Here is a 19,718-nt window from a genome sequence, read left to right as displayed (position 1 = left end):
ATGATTTTAAATGTTGTTTGGCTGGTTATACAGCTCCTGATCGGTTACAACCTCATATTGCCATTGCTGCTCTATGGGGGATATCTGCTGACTGGCAAACGCAAATCCCTTAAAATAGAAAGCGTTGAGCACGATTATGCCATTATTGTTACGGCTTATGAACAGACAGAATTATTGCCCGCAGTAGTGGATTCACTGCTGAAAATGGATTATTCCAATTACCTGATCTATCTGGTGTGCGATAACTGCGATATCTCCGGCCTGCACTTTGATGATGAGCGGGTAATTTTGCTCCGGCCCGAAAAAGTATTGGCCAGTAACACCCGTTCGCACCTTTATGCCATAGCTCATTTTAAACGTGAACACAAGCTCCTTACCATTATCGATAGCGATAACCTGGTCGACAGGCAATATTTAAACGAACTTAATGTGTTTTTTGATCATGGCTTTGAAGCCGTTCAGGGTTTGCGTAAATCAAAACGACTGGAAACCACCATTGCCTCGTTAGATGCGGCAAGAGACTTATATTATCATTTTTTTGATGGCGAAGTGATGTTCGCCTTAGGCTCTTCGGCAACACTGGCCGGATCGGGGATGGCTTTTAGCACCAAATTGTATATTAATGCTTTCAGGGATCATGACCTTCTGGGTGCAGGGTTTGACAAAGTTTTACAGGCAAAAATCGTTTCTCAGGATCTTCGCATTGCATTTGCACCGCGTGCAATAGTTTACGACGAAAAAACAGCAAACCGTGTACAGTTGGTTAACCAGCGCTCACGCTGGATCAATACCTGGTTTAAATATTTTAGCCTGGGTTTTTCAGTTATTGGCCGTGGTTTGGCCAACTGCAGTTGGAACCAGCTGCTTTTTGGAGTCATACTGTTACGTCCGCCACTTTTTCTGTTCATTTTGCTTTCAATGTCGTGTTTGCTGCTCAATATTTTTTTAGGAAGCACATTATCATGGCTATGGTGTGCAGCCTTTATGGCTTTTGGTTTAAGTTTTTTTATTGCACTAAGGCATGGCAAAGCCGATCGTAATATTTACAAGGCCCTGGTGGGCATCCCATCATTTATTTACGTACAGCTCTGCTCTCTCATGCGCATCAGGCAGGCCAATAAACGCTCGGTAGCCACCAGGCATGTTATCAAATAATGCTAAACGCTAATCAAAAAGATTTGAAAAATCGAAATATCATCATTGTAGGTCAGCAGCCCTGGGATACAGAAATCGGGAGCAACTGTAAAAATATTGCACTTGAATTTTCCAAACAGAACCGTGTGCTTTATATCAATCCGCCATTAGATCGCATCAGCAAAATGCGGCATGCGGCCGATAAAAAAGTGCAGAAACGCCTGGCCATTATTAAAGGCAAACAAAGCGGTCTCGAAGAAATCAGTCCGGGCCTTTTTACGCTCTATCCCGATTGCCTTATCGAATCGGTAAACTGGTTGCCCCGCGGATTTATTTTTACCAGCATTAACCGGTTTAATAACCATAAATTTTACCGTGCCATAAAACCTGTAATCGAGAGCCTGGGCTTTAACGATGCTGTATTGTTTAACGATGGCGACATGTTCAGGAGTTTTTACCTCATCGAACTGTTGCAGCCCCTCGCTGCTGTTTATTACTCGCGTGATAACCTGATTGCCACATCCTATTATAAAAAACACGGATTGGCCCTCGAACCGCAATTGATTGCAAAAAATGACCTCTGTGTAGCCAATTCTGAATTTCTGGCAGATTATTGCAGGCATTATAATCCCAACTCCAGCTATATTGGGCAGGGCTGCGATTTTAGCCTTTTCGACCATTTTCTGGAGCAGCCTGAGCAGAAACAACCAAATACTTTTACAGGTCCGGTTATTGGTTATGTGGGGGTACTCACCTCGGCCAGGCTGGATATTGCTTTGATAGCAGGCATAGCCAAAGCGCGCCCCGACTGGAACATTGTGCTGGTAGGACCAGAAGATGCCGATTTTATGGCCAGCGGATTGCATCAGCTTAACAATGTACACTTTTTAGGTGCCAGGCCAACTGATGAACTCCCGATGCACATTCAGGCATTTGATGTGTGCTTCAATCCCCAGTTGATCAACGACCTCACCATTGGTAACTATCCGCGTAAAATTGATGAATACCTGGTATTGGGCAAACCCACCATTGCTACTGCTACGCCATCTATGGAAGCCTTTAAAGAGCAGGTGTACCTGGCCAAAGGCATAAACGGTTATATTAAAGGGATTGAAACCTTGCTTAACCATAATACTCCCGAAAAAGCTTTTCAGAGGGCAACTTTCGCACGCTCGCACAGCTGGGAAAAATCGGTAAAGGGAATATACGATGCCCTGGCCGGATTAGTGGAAACTAAACGCTCTAATTGCTGAGAGATGAAACACAGATTTGTAGTACTCGATGTTTTCAGGGGGATTTTTGCCGCCCTGGTGGTGTTTTACCACATGAGCGCTTTTTCTGATACACCCATACTCAATAATGCTTTTATCGAAAATGCAGATCTTTTTGTCGATTTTTTCTTTGTGTTAAGTGGCTTTGTAATCTGTTATTCCTACCGCTCCATTAACGCTGTTAAAAACATTTCAGGCTTCCTTTACAAAAGGCTGATCAGGCTTTACCCTTTGCATCTTTTAATGTTATTGTTGTTTTTGGGGATAGAGGGAATTAAATATTTTCTGGCGGGCCGGGTGCAGATCAATAATTCGCTTGATAATTCTACACTTACTTTTATCACTTCTTTTTTTCTGCTCAACTCCATTGATTTCCCTGGCGTACGCGATATCAGCTGGAACATGGTGAGCTGGTCTATTAGCGCAGAATTTATCAGTTATGTGGTTTTCGCACTTAGTTGTTTTTCACTCAGCCATCTCAAACTCGACCGGTTTAAACCCATAGCTTATTTTTTACTGGCAGCCCTGGCAGGCACATTAATTTATAACTTTACCGGTAGCGCACGTTTAGATTATACTTACAATTATGGTTTCTTAAGAGGCATTATCGGCTTTTTTAGCGGTACTTTATGTTTTTACCTTTTCGATTTTTCCCATAACCGCCTGAGTAAATGGTCTGCAGTTTTGTTTACCTTTTTAGAAATATCTGCAGTAATCATTGTCGGTTTTATGGTGGTTAACGGAAAAGAATTCCGTCAGCTGGGCATTCTTTTCGAACCGGTTTTCTTCGTTTCTGTCTTTATTTTTGCTTTCCAGAAAGGTTATTTATCCCTTATGCTTAGCAAATCAGTCTTACTGGAGAAGATGGGGAAATATTCTTATTCCATTTACATGGTGCACACCCTGTTTATCAGTATTTTTAATGTCCTTTTTATCAGGATCCTGAAATTTCCTCCCGCGGCATACGGCTATTTGTTTATCATTAATTACCTCGTAATTTATCTGATTGCTGGCTGGACTTACAGGAACATCGAAATGCGCTTTCAGAAAAAACTTCAGCTGCAGAAAAAGCCATAATATTACAGCCACCCTAGCTATTAAAGCTTTCGGAGGGGTGGCTGCGCAATAATGTCGAAATTATACTTAAGCTGGCGGTAAGTATCTCTTAACAGTTTAATCCATACGGCTTTACTTTCACGCCAGCTGATCCTGGTCATGGTGCTCGGTTCCTGCTGCGAATTTTTCTGGATCAGCAGCTTGCTAAAATCGTTATAGAACAGCCCCTGTGCTTTGTTCTGTAAAAAGGAAATACACATTTTGTATTCGGTAAGGTCTCCCTTTAATCCTTCAGGATAACGGCCGAATTTTTGAAAAAAATCTGATCTTCTCAAATGTGGATGGTCCGAATAAAGGTATATTTTGGTGTAATCTGTCCCAAAGGTAGGGTGGAACATCTGCGAAAAGTGTTCATCAAAGGGCTTTAGGTAGGCGTAAGGCGAGTATGCATAAAACCGCACAATATCCAATGCCTTCTTTGCCTTCATGTGCTCCAGTCCCTGTAAAAACAGGTGCGGAAACTGGGCAGAAGGTTCAAAATCTTCCTGAATGTATAGGGTGTAAGGCTTGGTTACTGCATCCTGGCCTTTATTAATGTTATGGCCCAGGCCACGGTTTACGGGTGTGGTAATCAGTTTAAAACCGAAAGCTTTTTGGAGCAGGTGGAGTTTGCCCTGGTGTTCTTCATTGCTTCCGTCATCCGAAACAATGATTTCGCCAAAACCGCATTTTAGGTCTTTAAGCGTATATAACAAGTTGGCTAAGGATGAACTTCTGTTGTAGTGCGTAATTAAAAGGGAAACCTGAAAAAAGGTGTACATTGTTAATTGATTTTAAGGTTTAAATTTTCTTGGTATCGTGTGGCTTGTGTGGCGTAAAGAGCGAGAATATTTTTTTTGATTCAATCGAAATCCTAGAGAATAATGCCTGGGTAAAAGAACCATCCCGCTGCAAGGTTCGTGGTGCTGTCCATGCTCGGGAACGGTTGCGCTTAAGCTGGCGTACTTTGCCAAACTGCATCAGATCGAAACACAGGCGCCCGTCTTCGCCCCGCACATTTACCATCACGTAGCCCACCTTCATTCCATACTCGCGGATATAACCCATGCTGATGCCAAATGCATTAAGATAGGGGCGTTTTACATGTCTTAAGGCAGCAACAGCATCCTTCATTTTCTCTAAGATGGCCAGTTTCCACCGGGGGAAACCGGGTTCGGGAATAAAAGAATAGCGGCCATACACACAAACGGTACCGGGGCTGCTTAAAATGGCCAGCATATCATCAAGCCAGCACTCCGGGTAAATGCAATCCGCATCAGCCAGCAGAATATATTTTCCCCTGGCTTTTTCCATCCCCATCTGTCGCGCAGGTCCACAGCCCTGTATCTGCTGAAAATAACTTTTAAGGTGCAGTTTATCCAGAGTCAGCTGTGTTGCGTCGGTAGAGTTGTTGTTAACTACAATAATTTCAAGCGGTATTTTAGTGGCCAGGTTGGCGAGGCTCGCAATATTGCGGATAATATTAACTTCTTCATTCCAGGCCGCAATTACAATACTCACCATGGGAGTTCCGGTTTGCAGCACATCCAGCCGGGCGTTTATTTCTTCAAAAAGCGATTCGGGTACTTCCGTTACTTGTTTAAAAGAAAAATCATATTTGTTGATCCAGTCCGGAGTAGTGAAAATATTATTCATGGTATGCGTTGTATCATTGAGTTAAATGGACCGTAATCAGCGTAAATTTTTTGCCTGTTTTAATCCCAGCGTTACAAACCTCATCAGTTCGCGGTAGCCGCTGAGGTAACTGTTTACGAGAGAGAATTTTTTAAAATCTTTATTGATGTAATAATAAGAGATGGCTATTGCGGTAATGGTGGGGAAAAATGTGCCGATTACAATGCCATAAACATTCCCAAGCAGGTACACACCCAAAAAATCGGCCGAAAGGTTAACCACCAGCATTACAATTACTTTAATGAAATTGATTTGTGGCCTGTGGATCGCATCAAGTGCTACGCTCATAAAACGATCTGCCGGGTAAAGCAACGCAAACGTGGTAAAAATCCTGAAGATGTTTATCGCTGTATCACCTGCGGGCGTATTGTGGTATTGCCCCCCGCCAATAATGCTCATGGCCAGTCCGGCGGCAATATAGGCCACCACCAACACCGGAAACAGGCAGATGGTAATGGTTCCGATATATTTTTTCATAATATCAATTACCTCTTTCTTATTTCCGCTGTTGTAAGCTTTAGATAAAGAAGGCATTGCGGTGGCCACGAAACTTCTTAGCGGAATTTCTACCACTTCCATCAGGCGTTTGCCCAGGTTATACACGGCCAGTGAGGATGGCCCGAGCATAAAATTGATGACAAAAGTATCTGTTACCCCAAAAAGGCTGCTGCTGATGGAAGTGCCCACCGTATATTTTCCGAAATTGAAAATCTCCCTGATGCAGTCTTTCTGTTTTTTGAAAAAATAACCAATGCCCGACCAGCCCATTACCAGCGTTAACATACTGGTTAGCAGCGTTGCGGCAATGTTGGCAAACATGAGGTATTGCAACGAGTTGATTTTTAAAATGTTGAGGATAACCAGAAAGCTAATGAGTAAAATTACCTGGCACATCCTGATGTATAAAAGCGTATCAAACCGGAGCTCACCCTGGGCAATGCACATGGCTACAATCATCGGTAAGGAGCAGATCAGGTTTATTGCGTAATATTTGATGAAAAATGCAAGGCTTTCATCATTACTGAAGTGACTGAAAAATAGTAACGGTATATTAAAGGCTACTAATAACAACGTAATTCCGGCAGCGATATACCAGGTAGAACCAATTACCTGCCGGCCTTTTTCTTCGGTAGCGCCTGCATAAAATTTTACAAATGCCGTGGTTAAAAATCCCTGTCTGAAAGTATCCAAAAAGGAAAGAAGTGCCTGAAAGAAAAACCAGATACCAATTTCTTTAATGCTTAACGACCGGTATAAAATGGCGGTAAAAAGGAAAGTGAGCAACGACATTCCACCGGTACCCATAAGGGAAAGGAAATGGATGTTTTTTAGTTTAGAAATTAATTTCATTCAATAAAACAGGGTTTTTCCATGATTTCTGGCCAAAGCTCCATGCAGGGGCGGTTAACAAGGTTGATCAAAATTACTCATCCCGTACTGCTCTATAAATAGCCCTTAAATACTAATGAAAGCAAAGCTTTAAGGTGTTAATTTTGGGTAATTCCCAGCCTCATCAATACATTGTGCGTTAATGCTCCTGGGCTGGTTTTTATATGAATACACAAACAATACCGTTTACTGGCCTTACAGACCGGAAGTTTTAATATGAGGATAATCAAATATATCCTTCAGGACCGGAAGGCCAATCTGGCCAATCCCACCAAGGGAAAGTATATCGTGGTGTTTTTTAGGGTAGCACAGCTGATATCGAGGTATAAAATTACTAAGATTCTGTTCTTTTGGTACCTGTTGTTTTACAGGGTTTTTATAGAATGGATGATGTGTGTAGAGCTCAACTGGAAAACTTCTATAGGGAGCGGCTTTCAGCTTTGGCACGGCAGCGGCCTGGTTATCCATCCTGATACCATAATCGGTAAAAACTGCTCGGTGCGCCAGTGTACCACCATTGGTGTTAAACAGGATTTTACAGCATCGGGAATCGTTAAAGCCCCGGTTATTGGCGATGCTGTAGACATTGGCTGCAATACAGTAATTATTGGTGACATTACCATCGGCAGCAACGTAACCATCGGGGCGGGTTCAGTAGTGGTAAAATCAATACCTGATGGTGCTGTAGCCGCAGGAAACCCTGCAAGGATTCTCCGCAGCAACCCAGTGATTACCTGAAAGCCATCACCAGCTTTTTCTCTATCTTATTATAAATCTTTTTTAGTTTGCTCACCGCATCACTTTTAATGCGGTAATTTGCCCATTGGGTTTTATTTAGGTAATGGAAAAACGTAGTTTTAAAATGTTCCTGTCCCGAATAACCATTGTAAATTGGTTTCATCCCCGTAAAGTGGATGAGGTAGGGGCTGGCCGTATCTTTTTTGGCAAACCAGTTCCATAAAGGATCCAGCTCAAACCAGTCATTATTAAAAACCACGTTGAGTGTGTATTGCTCTGCAAAGTTGAGATACGCTGCATTTTCTGCGGCACAGGCAAAAGCTCGGGCAGTAATATTCCGTTCGCGCCAACGCTGCGGTTTTAACAACATCATGCCGGCATTAAGGTATTTGCTGTCAGGATCGAGCCCCAACGCTTTATAATTACTGATTCCTCCCCATGGCGAACTCACCACACCCGAAAGATCGGGTACAGCACCCAGGTCGTAATCGCCAATATCGGTATGCCATAACTTAGAAATATCATCAAGCACAATCATATCCACATCCAGGTAAATTGCTTTTGTAGCCTCCTGAGGGATAAAATAAGGGATGCACAAGCGCATGTAAACATTCGCCGGAAATGAAGATTTATCCCTGGGTAGCTTAAACTGTTTCGGTAAAGCTTCTTCAATCGGGATCCAGTGTAAACGAAGTTTAGTGGTAGCCAGGCTCGAAACCACTTTGAGCCTGTTTTTCTCCGTAATGTGGTCAGAAACGATATAGAGGTTAATTTCTTCTCCCGAATGGTGGTTATCTTCTAACGACCTCAGCATTGCAGCCATCAGCGCCACAAACTGATTGTCGCAAATGGTTACTATCGTTATACTTTCAGCTTGATGCGTCATGACATTTTATGGTTTTGTGTATTGATGTATAGTTGTATAAATTATTCTGATCAAGCATTTTGAACAGCATCTGTTTTACTTTTCAGAGATTGATACAAGGTTTCATCCGGTGCAATCAATTTCCTTCCTATACTATTATAGTAATAGCCAAGCTCGGTCATTTTTTCGAGCTCAAACAGATTTCTGCCATCAAAAATTACTTTTTCCTTAAGCAATTCAGCCATTTTTTCAAAGTCAGGGTTTCTAAATAACGACCATTCGGTTGCAATTAACAATGCATCTGCCCCCTCAAGTGCTGCGTACTGGTTTTCGGCATAAGAAATCCGGTTGTTAAATATCGATTTTACATTTTCCTGTCCTTCGGGATCAAAAACGCTAACGCTGGCACCATTTTTAAGCAGGGTTTCGATCAGGTAAAGTGCTGGTGCTTCCCTGATATCATCTGTTTCCGGTTTAAAGGAAAGTCCCCAAAGGGCAAAATGTTTACCACTGATTTCATTATCATAGTATTGAAGCAGTTTATCTGCAAGGATTACTTTTTGCTTTTCATTTACGGTGATTACTGATTTCAGGATCTCAAAATTGTATTCGTGCTCATCTGCCGATTTAACCAGGGCCTGCACATCTTTAGGAAAGCAGGAACCACCATAACCAATACCGGGGAATAGAAAGCGTTTGCCTATGCGCTCATCAGTTCCAATCCCTTTACGTACGGCGTCAACATCGGCACCTACCAGCTCGCACAGGTTGGCAATTTCGTTCATAAAAGTAATCTTTGTGGCTAAAAATGAATTTGCCGCATATTTGGTTAGTTCGGCTGAGCGCTCATCCATAAAAATAACCGGATTGCCCTGGCGTACATAGGGTGCATAAAGCTCCGACATTAATTTTTTTGCCCTTTCGCTGCTTGTGCCAATTACCACGCGGTCTGGTTTCATAAAATCTTCTACCGCAACGCCTTCCCTTAAAAATTCAGGGTTCGAAATCACATCAACAGCGATAGAAGTATGGCTTTCAAAAACAGCTTTTACTTTATCTGCGGTTCCTACCGGCACGGTTGATTTGTTTACAATTACCTTATAGCCGGTGAGGAGCGCTGCAATATCTTTTGCCGCACCAAGTATATACGAAAGATCGGCCGCACCATCTTCGCCCGGAGGGGTAGGCAGGGCCATAAATATAATTTCGGCATGTTCTACCGCCGATTGCAGATCCATGGTAAAGCGGATACGTCCCTGCTGAATGTTGCGGTGAAAAAGCAATTCTAATCCGGGTTCATAAATAGGGAGTTCACCCTGTTGCATTTTTTCTATCTTGCTGGCATTAATGTCCACACAGATTACATCATTTCCTGTTTCTGCCAGGCAGGTTCCTGTTACTAGGCCCACGTAGCCGGTGCCGATAACTGCAATTTTCATGTATTTTATTGTTAATAGCGTTTAATTTATCAATGGAAAGTTTAGCCTGCCGGTTTGGCTATTTGCGTAGCGAGCGCTCCCAGGCTGCACTCTGGTTCTGGTTAATGTATCTTAAAATCCCCGCTGCCACGGCATAATTCATCATGCAGAAATAATAGGGGATGAAAAGCGGTTTGAGCCTGATGTTTCTCCGTTCCATCAACATGCCGAGCAGGGCCAGGCCATAAAAAGCAAACTGTGCCATCAGCAGGAACAGGTAAAACCTTTCGTTATACTGCGAAACAATGATGATGTTGGCCAAAAGGGCCAGAACAAGCAGGAACGGGGTAATCGTCCAGCGGAGTACGCGATGCGACAGGTACTGAAAAGTTAATAGGGGGTAACGGAAAGGATTTGCTGCCACTTTTAGCCTGAAAATAGACTGGATACCACCAGCTGCAATCCTTATTTTACGTTTAAGCTCTTCAGCGGTATTTGCCGAAGCCGTTTCGCTGGCGTAAGCTGCAGGTTCGTAAGCGATTAAATAGCCTTTTTCCGCAATCCGCATGGCAATCATATGGTCATCAATAATGGTATCGCTTTCTACCGGTTCGTATAACGATGCCCTGATGCTGAAAAGTTCTCCTGCAGCACCTACATTAGAATAGAGCTCATAATCCCACTTTTTAAGCCGCGATTCGTATTTCCAGTAAAAACCTTCTCCGGCCGAACTGGCATCGGCATGCTGGTTAACCAAAATCCGTTTTTCGCCTGCAACAGCGCCCACTTTTTCGTTCTGGTAATGTTTCACCAGCTCGCGCAGGGCCTGTTGATTTAAAAAAGTGTTCGCATCCGAAAATACAATAATTTCGCCCGTTACGCCTGGCATTGCTCTTTTTATTGCCGCCATTTTGCCGTGGCGGGCACCATTATGCATCAGCACAATTTCTTTATAGGGGTAAATCAGATCGGGGGTGAGGTCTGTAGAGCCATCAGTAATAAAAATAATCTGCAACAGCTCTTTTGGGTAATCCAGTAATAGGGTGTTTTTAATTTTATCGCCAATAATCAGTTCTTCATTCCAGGCAGCCACCAGTAAGGTAACAGTAGGCAGGGCAGCATCAGTGAGGAACTTTTTTGGACGGGTGAAAAAGCGTTTAATCCTGATGAGGATATAAAGCAATAATCCGTAACCCACAAAGGTGTACATCACGATGAAAAGGCAGGCCCAAAAGAAAATAATCATTGTTTATTGGATATGTATAAATTGGTGGTGGATCATTAAGCCCTGGCTTACCAGCGGCACGAAGTTAGGATGCTTAAAACTGTATCTCAATAGTCCTTTACTACCATTATAATGCTTATTTAATACGTTTGGCTTGTAAAACGAGAGGGGAATGCTGTTCGACATGATTTTTGGAACGGAACAGGTGCCACGAAAGTCCCTTTGCTACAAAAGGGATCAGATCTGTCCTGCCTTTTACCACGTAAGTAATGAGTTGTTTTGGCACCGCCAGAAGCAGGTAATAAGCGCTAAACAGCGTAACATTTAGCCAGTTGGTATTCCGCCGCATAAAAAGCAGCCGGTTTCTGGTAACGAAATAGGTTTTTACAGCACTTTCTTTCCCTACACTCATCGATTCTTTATGAAAGATGTGTGTTTTACCGGTAAACCAGATCTGTTTGCCTGCCCGTTTAAACATCTCGCACCAATCCAGCTCTTCATAATACAAAAAATACTGTTCAGGTATCAGCCCAATATGGGTAATGTCGCTTTTCCTGCACATCATGGCTGCTCCATGGCAAAAAGCGGTTTGGTAACTGGTATTGTCGTATTGGTTATTATTCTGCGTGCCCAGGCCAATGGTGCGATTTCTGCCCGTAATTAAATTTAACGGGGTAAAACCGGCATATTGGATAACGCTTGGATCATCATAAAAAAGTATTAACGGCGAGAGGATCCCGATTTCCGGCCGGGCAATCATTTCTGCTACAAGCTGCCCCACAAAACCGGGAATTATTTCGGTGTCGTTATTGATCATCAAAATATATTCACCTTTAGCCTGCCTGATACCGAGGTTGTTCCCGCCGGCAAAACCCAGGTTAACTTCCGAACGGATATACCTTAATGAAGGATAGTAGTCTGCAAAAAGGCTTTTGTTGTCAACATCGCTCGCATTATCAACCAAAATTACCTCAATGTCATCTGTCTGGCAGTTTTTTTTAATTGATTCCAGAAGATCCAGCGTAGCCCCGGGCTGGTTGTAGTTTACTGTGATGATAGATGTTAATGCCATTTCTGCAAACTTATGCAAAGCCCGGCTACTGGTCTATAGTCTTTTTGGGTGGTTTATCTGCCCGTTTAAAAACACTTACGACAGGGATTTAGTGAAATAAGGCTATAGGTAAAAGGAGCAGCTAACGATAGCTTTGTGTTTGATTATTAGGTGGATATGTATGTTCAGATCTGCCGTTTTAATACACTGATTATGAAAATCAAGACCTTACTTTTAATGGTGTTACTAAGCCTATCTGGCATGGCTACACTTTACGCCCAGCAGATACTTTTGATCGGATCTGATTCGAGGGAGAATAATACGAGGGGCAATGCAGATCTGATTATGGTGATTACCGTAAAAAATAAAGAGGTAAAGCTAACTTCCATTTTGCGCGATACTTATGTTTACATTAAGGGATATGGCAATCAGAAACTTAATGCGGCGTATCGCCTGGGCGGAAGGGAATTATTGATCAGTACCATTAATGCAAATTTTAAAACCAAACTGGTATCTTCTATCGTAACTGACTTTAACAATACAGCAAGAGTAATCGACTCTTTTGGAGGAATTACCATTAATATAGATAAAGGCATACACCAATATGTAAACCGGTATATAGCAGAGCAGTCGTACTTAAAAGGTGTGCCTTTACTGCCGCTCACACGAACGGGAGTAATTAAGGTAACTGGCGATCAGGCTTTGGCTTATGCCAGGGTAAGGGTTGCCGGAACCTGTTATGATGACCATGCAAGGGTAGAGCGACAGAAAAACATTACTAAAGCAGTAATCAGCTACGCGGTGAAAAATAAATCGGTGGCTTTAAAAAACATCTCCGATTTATGGTCGATGATTGATACCGACATCCACCTTAAAGATTACATGAAAACCTTTAGCACTTTCCTTAACAAACAGCACCTGCCAAGGTCGCAGGTGTTTCCTGCCGGAAACCTCTATAGCAACGAACGGATAAATGGGGTGGGGCTGGTATTAAAGATAAAGAATTTTAAGAGTGCAGCTTACCGTTTAAACGATATGATAAAATAATGAGAAAGGGAAAAATACTGAGTGTGAGTGAAATTCACGGACATGGAACTATAGAAGACGAGAACCAGCAGGAGATTACATTTAGTTTAGCGAATTTACAGGTAAACGTGAATGTTAGTGATGAAGTGTTATTTGATATTAGTATGGGTGCCTCTGGTCTTGTAGCTGTAGATATTACCTTATCATAAACTATACGTAATAAATATCTGGATTTACAAATTTGCTGATAAAGCTATTAACGGGTTAATATAACGTGGCATGGCCTCGATTTCTGCTTTTTCATTCATCCGGGCATATCTCACCAAATTTGCAGGAAACCCTATATAAATGGCCTCCTACAGATTTGAACGATAAATGAGAAGAAATCGGTTTTCAGTTATCAGTTAATAGTTTTCAGTTGACAGTTTGCAGTTTGCAATTCACAGCTAACCAATTGAACAATTAACCCAATTTCAGTTACCAATAAGAAAACAAAAAAGCCTGAAATCTTATGATTTCAGGCTTTAGTTTTTATGCGGAGAGCGAGGGATTCGAACCCCCGGACCTGTTACAGTCAACAGTTTTCAAGACTGCCGCATTCGACCACTCTGCCAGCTCTCCGCTGCAAAAGTACAAACTCAGCTTAAATCTGCAAACTCAGAATGCGTTTTTTTTATATAAACTTGATAATTACTTAACACAGAGGGAGAAAAAAATTATTTCTTTCGGATGTTTTCTTCAATCGGCTCTGATTTTTTGAACAGGTTGAAGGTGGGGCGGATGATTTTAACACTTCGTTTGCTTACATCAACACTGGCATTAAGCTCAAAACCAATCAATAAAATGAGTGAGTTGAGGTAAAGCCAGATCATCACCACAATCAGCGTCCCGATAGAGCCGTAAACCTTATTGTAAGAGGCAAAATGATTGATGTAGAAGGAAAATCCCCAGATGGTGAGAAAAGCCAGTATAGTAGCCAGCCATGAACCCGCACTAAACAAGCGCCATTTTTTAGTGTGCGAAGGTCCGTAGCGGTATAAAATAGAAATGGTAATGAAATACAGAATGGCCAGTAATGCCCAACGCGTAAATTTAATGGTGTAAACCAGAAAACTATCTTTTAAATGGAGTTCATCGTTGATTTTGTTCAGCAGAACCTCACCCAATGCCATGGCACTAATACAGATGATAATGGAAAAACAAATGATTACCGTTAAGATCAGGGCAATTAAGCGTTGTTTTAACCAGCCCCTGGTTTCGATAATCAGCGATGATTTGTTAAATGCTTTCATCAGGTTTTTAACCCCGTTGGTGGCAAAAAACAGTGCCGATAAAAAACCGAAAGACAACAAACCGGTATTCTGCTTTTTGATGATGTCTTTTAATGTCGTTTCGAAAGCATCAAAAGCGTTATGCGGCAATACCAGCTGGATTAAATTTAAAAGCTGATCCTGGAAACCCTTTATCGGGATAAAAGGAATCAGTGTGAACAAGAAAATAATCCCCGGGAAAATGGCCAGCATAAAACTATAGGCCAGCGATGAAGATTTGTTAACCAGTGAATCTTTGCCAATCTCGCGGAAAAAAAACGTAGCGACAGTATATAAGGGGAGCGGGCTAAATCCGGGCAAAATACATTCCTTAGTCCATTCTATAAACCGAGAATAGAGCTTAAGATGTAATAATTGCCGGTGTAACCATTCCATTGCAGCTGTTAATTAAAAAATACCGATAACTTTTCCATAAAGTTTTCGGGCGGGTTGGTAGGCTTGTTCTTCTTCATGTCGACAAAAACAAGCGTAGTGGCTCCAATGTTTATCAATTCTTCTTTTTCATTATACAGTTCGTACTCGAAGAAAATGCGGATGCCGGGCAAGGTTTTAATAATCGTTTTAACAGTAATTTCCTGATCGTATAATGCAGGTTTAATGTATTTGCATTTCAGCTCCAGCACAGGCATCATAATGCCATCGGCTTCCATAGAACTGTAGCTCATACCTAAACTCCGCAACATCTCTACACGGCCCACTTCGTAATACTGCGCATAATTGCCGTAATACATATAACCCATCTGATCGGTTTCGCCATAGCGCACCCTGATTTTTGTACTGTGGCTATACATTATTTAAAGATATTTCTTTTGTTTAAAGCCTCACGATATTTTTTTGCATTGATTTCGTGTTCTGCTTTCGTTTCGGCAAAGTTATGGTAACCCGAAAAATCTTCTTTGGCACACATGTAAATATAATTGTTTTTGTCGCGGTTTAACACTGCATCAATCGCATTGATACTTGGCATCATAATCGGACCGGGAGGCAAACCCGCATACTTGTAGGTATTGTAAAGCGATTGCACCTGCAATAATTTTCCGGTTACCCTTTTCACAGTAAAATCATTATTAGCGAAAATTACCGTCGGATCCGCCTGTAGCAAGATGCCCTTGTTCAGTCGGTTTAAATACAAGCCTGCAATAATCGGCATTTCTTTATCGTAAAGCGCTTCGCCATCCACAATAGAGGCTAAAGTATATACCTGTGCAGGTGTAAGGTTTAAGCTTGCCGCTTTTTGTTTGCGGTCGGCATTCCAGAATTTATCATATTCTTTGTGCATGCGTTCAAAAAAATCAACCGGCGAAATGTTCCAGTACATTTCATAAGTATTCGGAATAAACATGGCATACACATTATCCTGGTTGAAACCGTATTTGCTGATCAGTGCTGTCGAATCCAGTACATGGATAAAACTTAAAGAATCGGCTTCGAGGTTGCTGGCCAGGTAAGCTGCAAAATTCTCTTTCTTACGGATATTCTGGAATTTCAGTTTAACAGGATCCTGGTTTCCGGCTTTAATCAGGTTGATCAAGGTGCGGTTAGTCATGCCTTTCTTCAAACGGTAACGGCCAGGTTTTACACTGGTTGCCAGGTTCATTTTTCCGGCAGCAGCTGTAAAAGTACCAATGCTTTTTACCAGGTCTTTCTTTTTCATTTCGGCCAGCAGATCATCATAGCTGCTACCTGTTTTAATGTATAAGTATTTTTGGTTCTCGGTAATGTTGGGGGCAAAATAAAGCCTGTAAAGGTTCAGCGCAAAATAACCGGCAATTAAAATTACAATCAGCGCAATTACAATTGCTGCTTTTTTGCCGGTACTCATGGTCTTTTTTTCTACTTCAGTCATCTGTATCGTATGCGTATATTATTGTTGTTTATTGGATAGCGTAATGTTGATTTTTGTACCCAAAGGCACTTTTGTTAGCGAATCAACCAGCATCGGGTCTTGTTTAATAATAATTGCAGCAGCGCTGTCCGTTACCGGACCTTCGTAAATAATATTACCTAAGCTCAGGTTCGAGCCCCGCAAACTAAATTTTGCTTCATCCATGGTTAAACCCATTAACTGCGGAATGTCTACTTCTTCGTTTCCACGGCCATCGCCCAGTACCAGGTTAATCCTCGAACCTACCGGAACAATCTGCCCGGCGGCAATCGGCTGACCGCCAAAAGAGGCTTCGAGCACTACATCACGGCTCACATCCGGTTTGTAAGTGGTATCACCCAGTTTTAACCTCGAACTTTCAATAATCGCCTGTGCCTCGCGTAAGGTTTTAAACGCAATATCCGGGAATTTTGTATTTGGTGTTTTACCGGCATTAATGGTTAAATAAATGGTACGGTTATCTTTTACAAATGTGTTTGGGTCAGGATCCTGGTCAATTACAATGCCGGCCGGCTGGTCCATAATGAAAACAGAATCCACCTCATATTTTAGTCCCGCATCTTCCAGTTTTTTTACTGCCTGCTCAAAAGAAAGCCCCTTTACCATCGGCACATTTAAGCCTTCGCCATGTTTGGTGTAATACCTTAAACTAAAAAATGCAATCAGGAGCAGGGCAAAAACGGTGCCTATGGCTGCTAAAATGTTGTTTCTAAACGATTTGGTTTTTAAGTAATCTATAAATTTAGACATGTATCTTAAATGGGGTTTATGCGTATAAGCTCAAATGTAACTATTTTAATTATTGATTGAATTATAGAATCTAAATCGGCGCCAGTCATTCAATCACTCACTCACTCACTCAATCAATTCTTCATTCAATCTTCAATCATTCACTCCTTCACTAATTCTCTTATCCAACCTTCAATAATTGTTCCGTTAATGTGATCAAAGCACAAAGATATTTATATTTTTGGGGATATATTTATATTCAATTTCTATTTATAAAAGGATTTCTGACATGAAGAAAACTATTGCGTTGTTAACAGGCGGTACCACAGGCGAATGGGTTGTTTCGGTAAAAAGTGCAGCAACAATTGCCCAGAACATCGACCCTGATTTATATGATGTGTATAAAATTATGCTTAACGAAAAGGGATGGTTTTATGAACCTGCTGATTCTGTTAAGATTGAAATTGATAAAAATGATTTTTCCCTCACACTTGATGGCCGAAGGATAAAGTTTGATGGCGTTTTTATTGCCATCCATGGTTCTCCCGGAGAAGATGGAAAATTACAGGGTTATTTTGATATGCTGGGGATTCCATATACTACCTGTGATGCTTTAACCTCATCTATCACAATGAACAAGGGATATACCAAAGCAATTGTAGAAGGAATTGAAAATTTATATACAGCTAAATCTGTCCAGATATTTAAAGGCGGAAATTACAGTTTAAGTCAGATTAAACAAGATTTAAGACTGCCATATTTTGTAAAACCGAATAGTGGCGGAAGCAGCATTGGCATGAGCAAGGTTAAACATGCTGATGACCTTGATGAAGCCATAGAAAAGGCTTTTAAGGAAGATACCCAGGTTTTGATTGAGGAGTTTGTAAGTGGAAGGGAATTTTCGATTGGCGTTTTTGGCGCGGAAGGCAACATTATTGTTTTACCGACCACAGAAGTAATTCCGCAGAATGAATTTTTCGATTTCGAAGCGAAATATACGCCAGGGGCCACAGAAGAAATCACCCCCGGCCGGATGAATGAGGAAGAATTGCAACGTGTGCAACAAGTGGTTACGGATGTATATAAAAAGCTAAACTGCAGGGGAGTGGTGCGTGTTGATTATTTCCTGGAGCACGAAACTGGCAAGTTTTATTTTATCGAAATCAATACCATCCCGGGGCAAACCGCAACAAGTTTTATTCCACAACAGGTAGCTGCGATGGGCATATCGCTTAAAGAGTTCTATACGCGTTTGATGAAGGAAACATTGGGTTAGATTATGACATATTTGCCACTGATACACAGAAACACGGCAGACTTAATTCATTTTCCATTTGTTAATAAGCACTTTTAGTTATATTTTCTTATATGGTTCAAAAAGCAACTATTATCTTACCATATAAGACATATGAGTTCATTGAAGTTTACATTAGAGAATGGTCGTCATTTCGACCGTAGTGGAGAAATCTATCGAAATGACAAATTTTATTAAACCTTATTAATCCGATCAACTAAAACTTTCACTTTAATTTCAGAAGCTTTCTAATGGTTTTTTAAAAAAAAACTATCATGTTTACCATATAAGACATATAAGTTCATTGAAGCTCATATTTAGAGAATGGTCGTCATTTCGACCGTAGCGGAGAAATCTATTTACAATTACATCTTATAGATTTCTTCCTGCCCGTATCAGGCGGAAGTTTCGCGACACAGTCGAAATGACAAATTTTATTTAACCTTATTAATCCAATCAACTGAGCTATCACTCTAATTTCAGAAGCTTTCTAATGATTTGTTTATCAATCTATTACCTTAAATGTAATTCTTTTGGGATATTAAAATTAGTGGCAAGGAGCTTATATTTTCTCATATGTCTTATATGGTTTTTTTAAAAAAAACTATCATGTTTACCATATAAGACATATGAGTTCATTGAAGCTCATATTTAGAGAATAGGCTTTCGACCGTAAACTCATAATCTGTATCTTTACAGACCACAGCGTTAATTAACGATTGCCACGGAGGCACTGAAAACACGGAAAATATAAGTCATTTCCGGTCGCTCAAAAATAACTGCCCCGAGCTTATATTTTCTCATATGTCTTATATGGTTTTAAAAAAACTATCATGTTTACCATATAAGACATATAAGTTCATTGAAGCTCATATTTAGAGAATGGTCGTCATTTCGACCGTAGCGGAGAAATCTATTTACAATTATATAGCATAGATTTCTTCCTGCCCGTATCAGGCTGGCGTTTCGCGACACAGTCGAAATGACAGTTTTATTTAACCTTATTAATCCAATCAACTGAGCTATCACTCTAATTTCAGAAGCTTTCTAATGATTTGTTTATCAATCTATTACCTTAAATGTAATTCTTTTGGGATATTAAAATTAGTGGCAAGGAGCTTATATTTTCTCATATGTCTTATATGGTTTTTAAAAAAATTATCATGTTTACCATATAAGACATATAAGTTCATTGAAGCTCATATTTAGAGAATAGGCTTTCGACCGTAAACCCATGATCTGTATCTTTACAGACCACCGGGTTAATTAACAATTGCCACGGAAGCACTGAAAACACGGAAAATATAAGTCATTTCCGGTCGCTCAAAAATAACCGCCCCGAGCTTATATTTTCTCATATGTCTTATATGGTTTTTTTAAAAAAAACTATCATGTTTACCATATAAGACATATAAGTTCACTGAAGCTCACATTTAGAGAATGGTCGTCCTTTAGATTTGTTTTGATATTTAATTTTAGGATAACAAATATCTAATTTGCTTAATTATTAATCAGATTACCTAAAGCGGTAGCGGCACATTAAAAAGTCGTCAAGGTTTTTATGCCTAAGAA

General features: G+C 40.9%; 18 protein-coding genes and 1 tRNA gene. 7 read left to right on the top strand and 12 right to left on the bottom strand.

From position 1 onward, the window contains the following. From ABD769_RS08375 to ABD769_RS08365, 3 genes are read left to right on the top strand one after another with little or no spacing between them, the layout of a single operon-like run. Window positions 1–1,155, top strand: coding sequence for a glycosyltransferase (locus ABD769_RS08375; protein ID WP_344850965.1), 1,155 nt, complete (start codon window positions 1–3; stop codon window positions 1,153–1,155). A gap of 23 nt (window positions 1,156–1,178) precedes the next feature. Continuing rightward, window positions 1,179–2,387 carry a glycosyltransferase gene (locus ABD769_RS08370; protein ID WP_344850964.1) on the top strand — a complete coding sequence of 403 codons (1,209 nt, stop codon included), beginning with the start codon at window positions 1,179–1,181 and terminating at the stop codon, window positions 2,385–2,387. Between the two features lie 3 nt (window positions 2,388–2,390). Further along, a complete protein-coding gene (locus tag ABD769_RS08365) occupies window positions 2,391–3,482 on the top strand; it encodes an acyltransferase family protein (RefSeq protein WP_344850963.1) in 1,092 nt (363 codons plus the stop codon). A 20-nt stretch (window positions 3,483–3,502) separates the two neighbouring features. Here the strand turns inward: ABD769_RS08365 and ABD769_RS08360 are convergent, their stop codons facing one another. Genes ABD769_RS08360 through ABD769_RS08350 form a run of 3 tightly spaced genes read right to left on the bottom strand, consistent with a single transcriptional unit; the run spans window position 3,503 to window position 6,545 of the window. Next, a complete protein-coding gene (locus tag ABD769_RS08360; protein ID WP_344850962.1) occupies window positions 3,503–4,282 on the bottom strand; it encodes a glycosyltransferase in 780 nt (259 codons plus the stop codon). A 19-nt stretch (window positions 4,283–4,301) separates the two neighbouring features. Then, window positions 4,302–5,156, bottom strand: coding sequence for a glycosyltransferase family 2 protein (locus ABD769_RS08355; protein WP_344850961.1), 855 nt, complete (start codon window positions 5,154–5,156; stop codon window positions 4,302–4,304). Between the two features lie 36 nt (window positions 5,157–5,192). Next, complete coding sequence (locus ABD769_RS08350; RefSeq protein ID WP_344850960.1) at window positions 5,193–6,545, bottom strand: lipopolysaccharide biosynthesis protein; 1,353 nt, start codon at window positions 6,543–6,545, stop codon at window positions 5,193–5,195. Between the two features lie 255 nt (window positions 6,546–6,800). Here ABD769_RS08350 and ABD769_RS08345 point away from each other — a divergent pair, with 255 nt between their 5' ends. Then, window positions 6,801–7,322 (top strand): serine acetyltransferase, encoded by a 522-nt coding sequence (locus tag ABD769_RS08345; protein ID WP_344850958.1) that lies wholly within the window; start codon window positions 6,801–6,803, stop codon window positions 7,320–7,322. Here ABD769_RS08345 and ABD769_RS08340 read toward each other — a convergent pair. From ABD769_RS08340 to ABD769_RS08325, 4 genes are all read right to left on the bottom strand, one after another. After that, window positions 7,315–8,208 (bottom strand): glycosyltransferase family 8 protein, encoded by an 894-nt coding sequence (locus tag ABD769_RS08340; protein ID WP_344850957.1) that lies wholly within the window; start codon window positions 8,206–8,208, stop codon window positions 7,315–7,317. The genes ABD769_RS08345 and ABD769_RS08340 overlap by 8 nt on opposite strands. Window positions 8,209–8,258: 50 nt before the next feature. Beyond that, window positions 8,259–9,626, bottom strand: coding sequence for a UDP-glucose dehydrogenase family protein (locus ABD769_RS08335; protein WP_344850956.1), 1,368 nt, complete (start codon window positions 9,624–9,626; stop codon window positions 8,259–8,261). A 58-nt stretch (window positions 9,627–9,684) separates the two neighbouring features. Beyond that, a complete protein-coding gene (locus ABD769_RS08330; RefSeq protein ID WP_344850955.1) occupies window positions 9,685–10,851 on the bottom strand; it encodes a glycosyltransferase family 2 protein in 1,167 nt (388 codons plus the stop codon). A gap of 115 nt (window positions 10,852–10,966) precedes the next feature. Beyond that, window positions 10,967–11,902, bottom strand: a complete 936-nt coding sequence (locus ABD769_RS08325; RefSeq protein ID WP_344850954.1) for a glycosyltransferase family 2 protein — start codon at window positions 11,900–11,902, stop codon at window positions 10,967–10,969. 192 nt (window positions 11,903–12,094) lie between these two features. On the opposite strand from ABD769_RS08325, the gene ABD769_RS08320 reads away from it, so the two are divergent. After that, window positions 12,095–12,928 carry an LCP family protein gene (locus ABD769_RS08320; protein ID WP_344850953.1) on the top strand — a complete coding sequence of 278 codons (834 nt, stop codon included), beginning with the start codon at window positions 12,095–12,097 and terminating at the stop codon, window positions 12,926–12,928. Then, entirely contained in the window at window positions 12,928–13,116 is a 189-nt protein-coding gene (locus ABD769_RS08315; RefSeq protein WP_344850952.1) for a hypothetical protein, read from the top strand. The genes ABD769_RS08320 and ABD769_RS08315 overlap by 1 nt, the downstream gene beginning before the upstream one ends. A gap of 327 nt (window positions 13,117–13,443) precedes the next feature. On the opposite strand, the gene ABD769_RS08310 is transcribed toward ABD769_RS08315, so the two are convergent. From ABD769_RS08310 to ABD769_RS08290, 5 genes are all read right to left on the bottom strand, one after another. Continuing rightward, window positions 13,444–13,528 (bottom strand) — tRNA-Ser (locus ABD769_RS08310). Between the two features lie 95 nt (window positions 13,529–13,623). After that, a complete protein-coding gene (locus tag ABD769_RS08305; protein WP_344850951.1) occupies window positions 13,624–14,613 on the bottom strand; it encodes a YihY/virulence factor BrkB family protein in 990 nt (329 codons plus the stop codon). An 8-nt stretch (window positions 14,614–14,621) separates the two neighbouring features. Continuing rightward, window positions 14,622–15,029 carry an acyl-CoA thioesterase gene (locus tag ABD769_RS08300; protein WP_057934757.1) on the bottom strand — a complete coding sequence of 136 codons (408 nt, stop codon included), beginning with the start codon at window positions 15,027–15,029 and terminating at the stop codon, window positions 14,622–14,624. After that, window positions 15,029–16,084, bottom strand: a complete 1,056-nt coding sequence (mltG, locus tag ABD769_RS08295; RefSeq protein WP_344850950.1) for an endolytic transglycosylase MltG — start codon at window positions 16,082–16,084, stop codon at window positions 15,029–15,031. Before mltG ends, ABD769_RS08300 begins: the two co-directional genes overlap by 1 nt. 18 nt (window positions 16,085–16,102) lie before the next feature. Beyond that, window positions 16,103–16,873 carry a PASTA domain-containing protein gene (locus ABD769_RS08290; RefSeq protein ID WP_344850949.1) on the bottom strand — a complete coding sequence of 257 codons (771 nt, stop codon included), beginning with the start codon at window positions 16,871–16,873 and terminating at the stop codon, window positions 16,103–16,105. Between the two features lie 268 nt (window positions 16,874–17,141). Between ABD769_RS08290 and ABD769_RS08285 the strand changes: the two genes are divergently transcribed. Next, window positions 17,142–18,128 (top strand): D-alanine--D-alanine ligase, encoded by a 987-nt coding sequence (locus ABD769_RS08285; protein WP_344850948.1) that lies wholly within the window; start codon window positions 17,142–17,144, stop codon window positions 18,126–18,128. Window positions 18,129–19,718: the final 1,590 nt, after the last annotated feature.

The organism is Pedobacter jeongneungensis (genome assembly GCF_039538295.1).
In the GTDB taxonomy this organism is placed as follows: Bacteria; Bacteroidota; Bacteroidia; order Sphingobacteriales; family Sphingobacteriaceae; genus Pedobacter; species Pedobacter jeongneungensis.
This window is presented reverse-complemented; position numbering and strand designations above follow the sequence as displayed.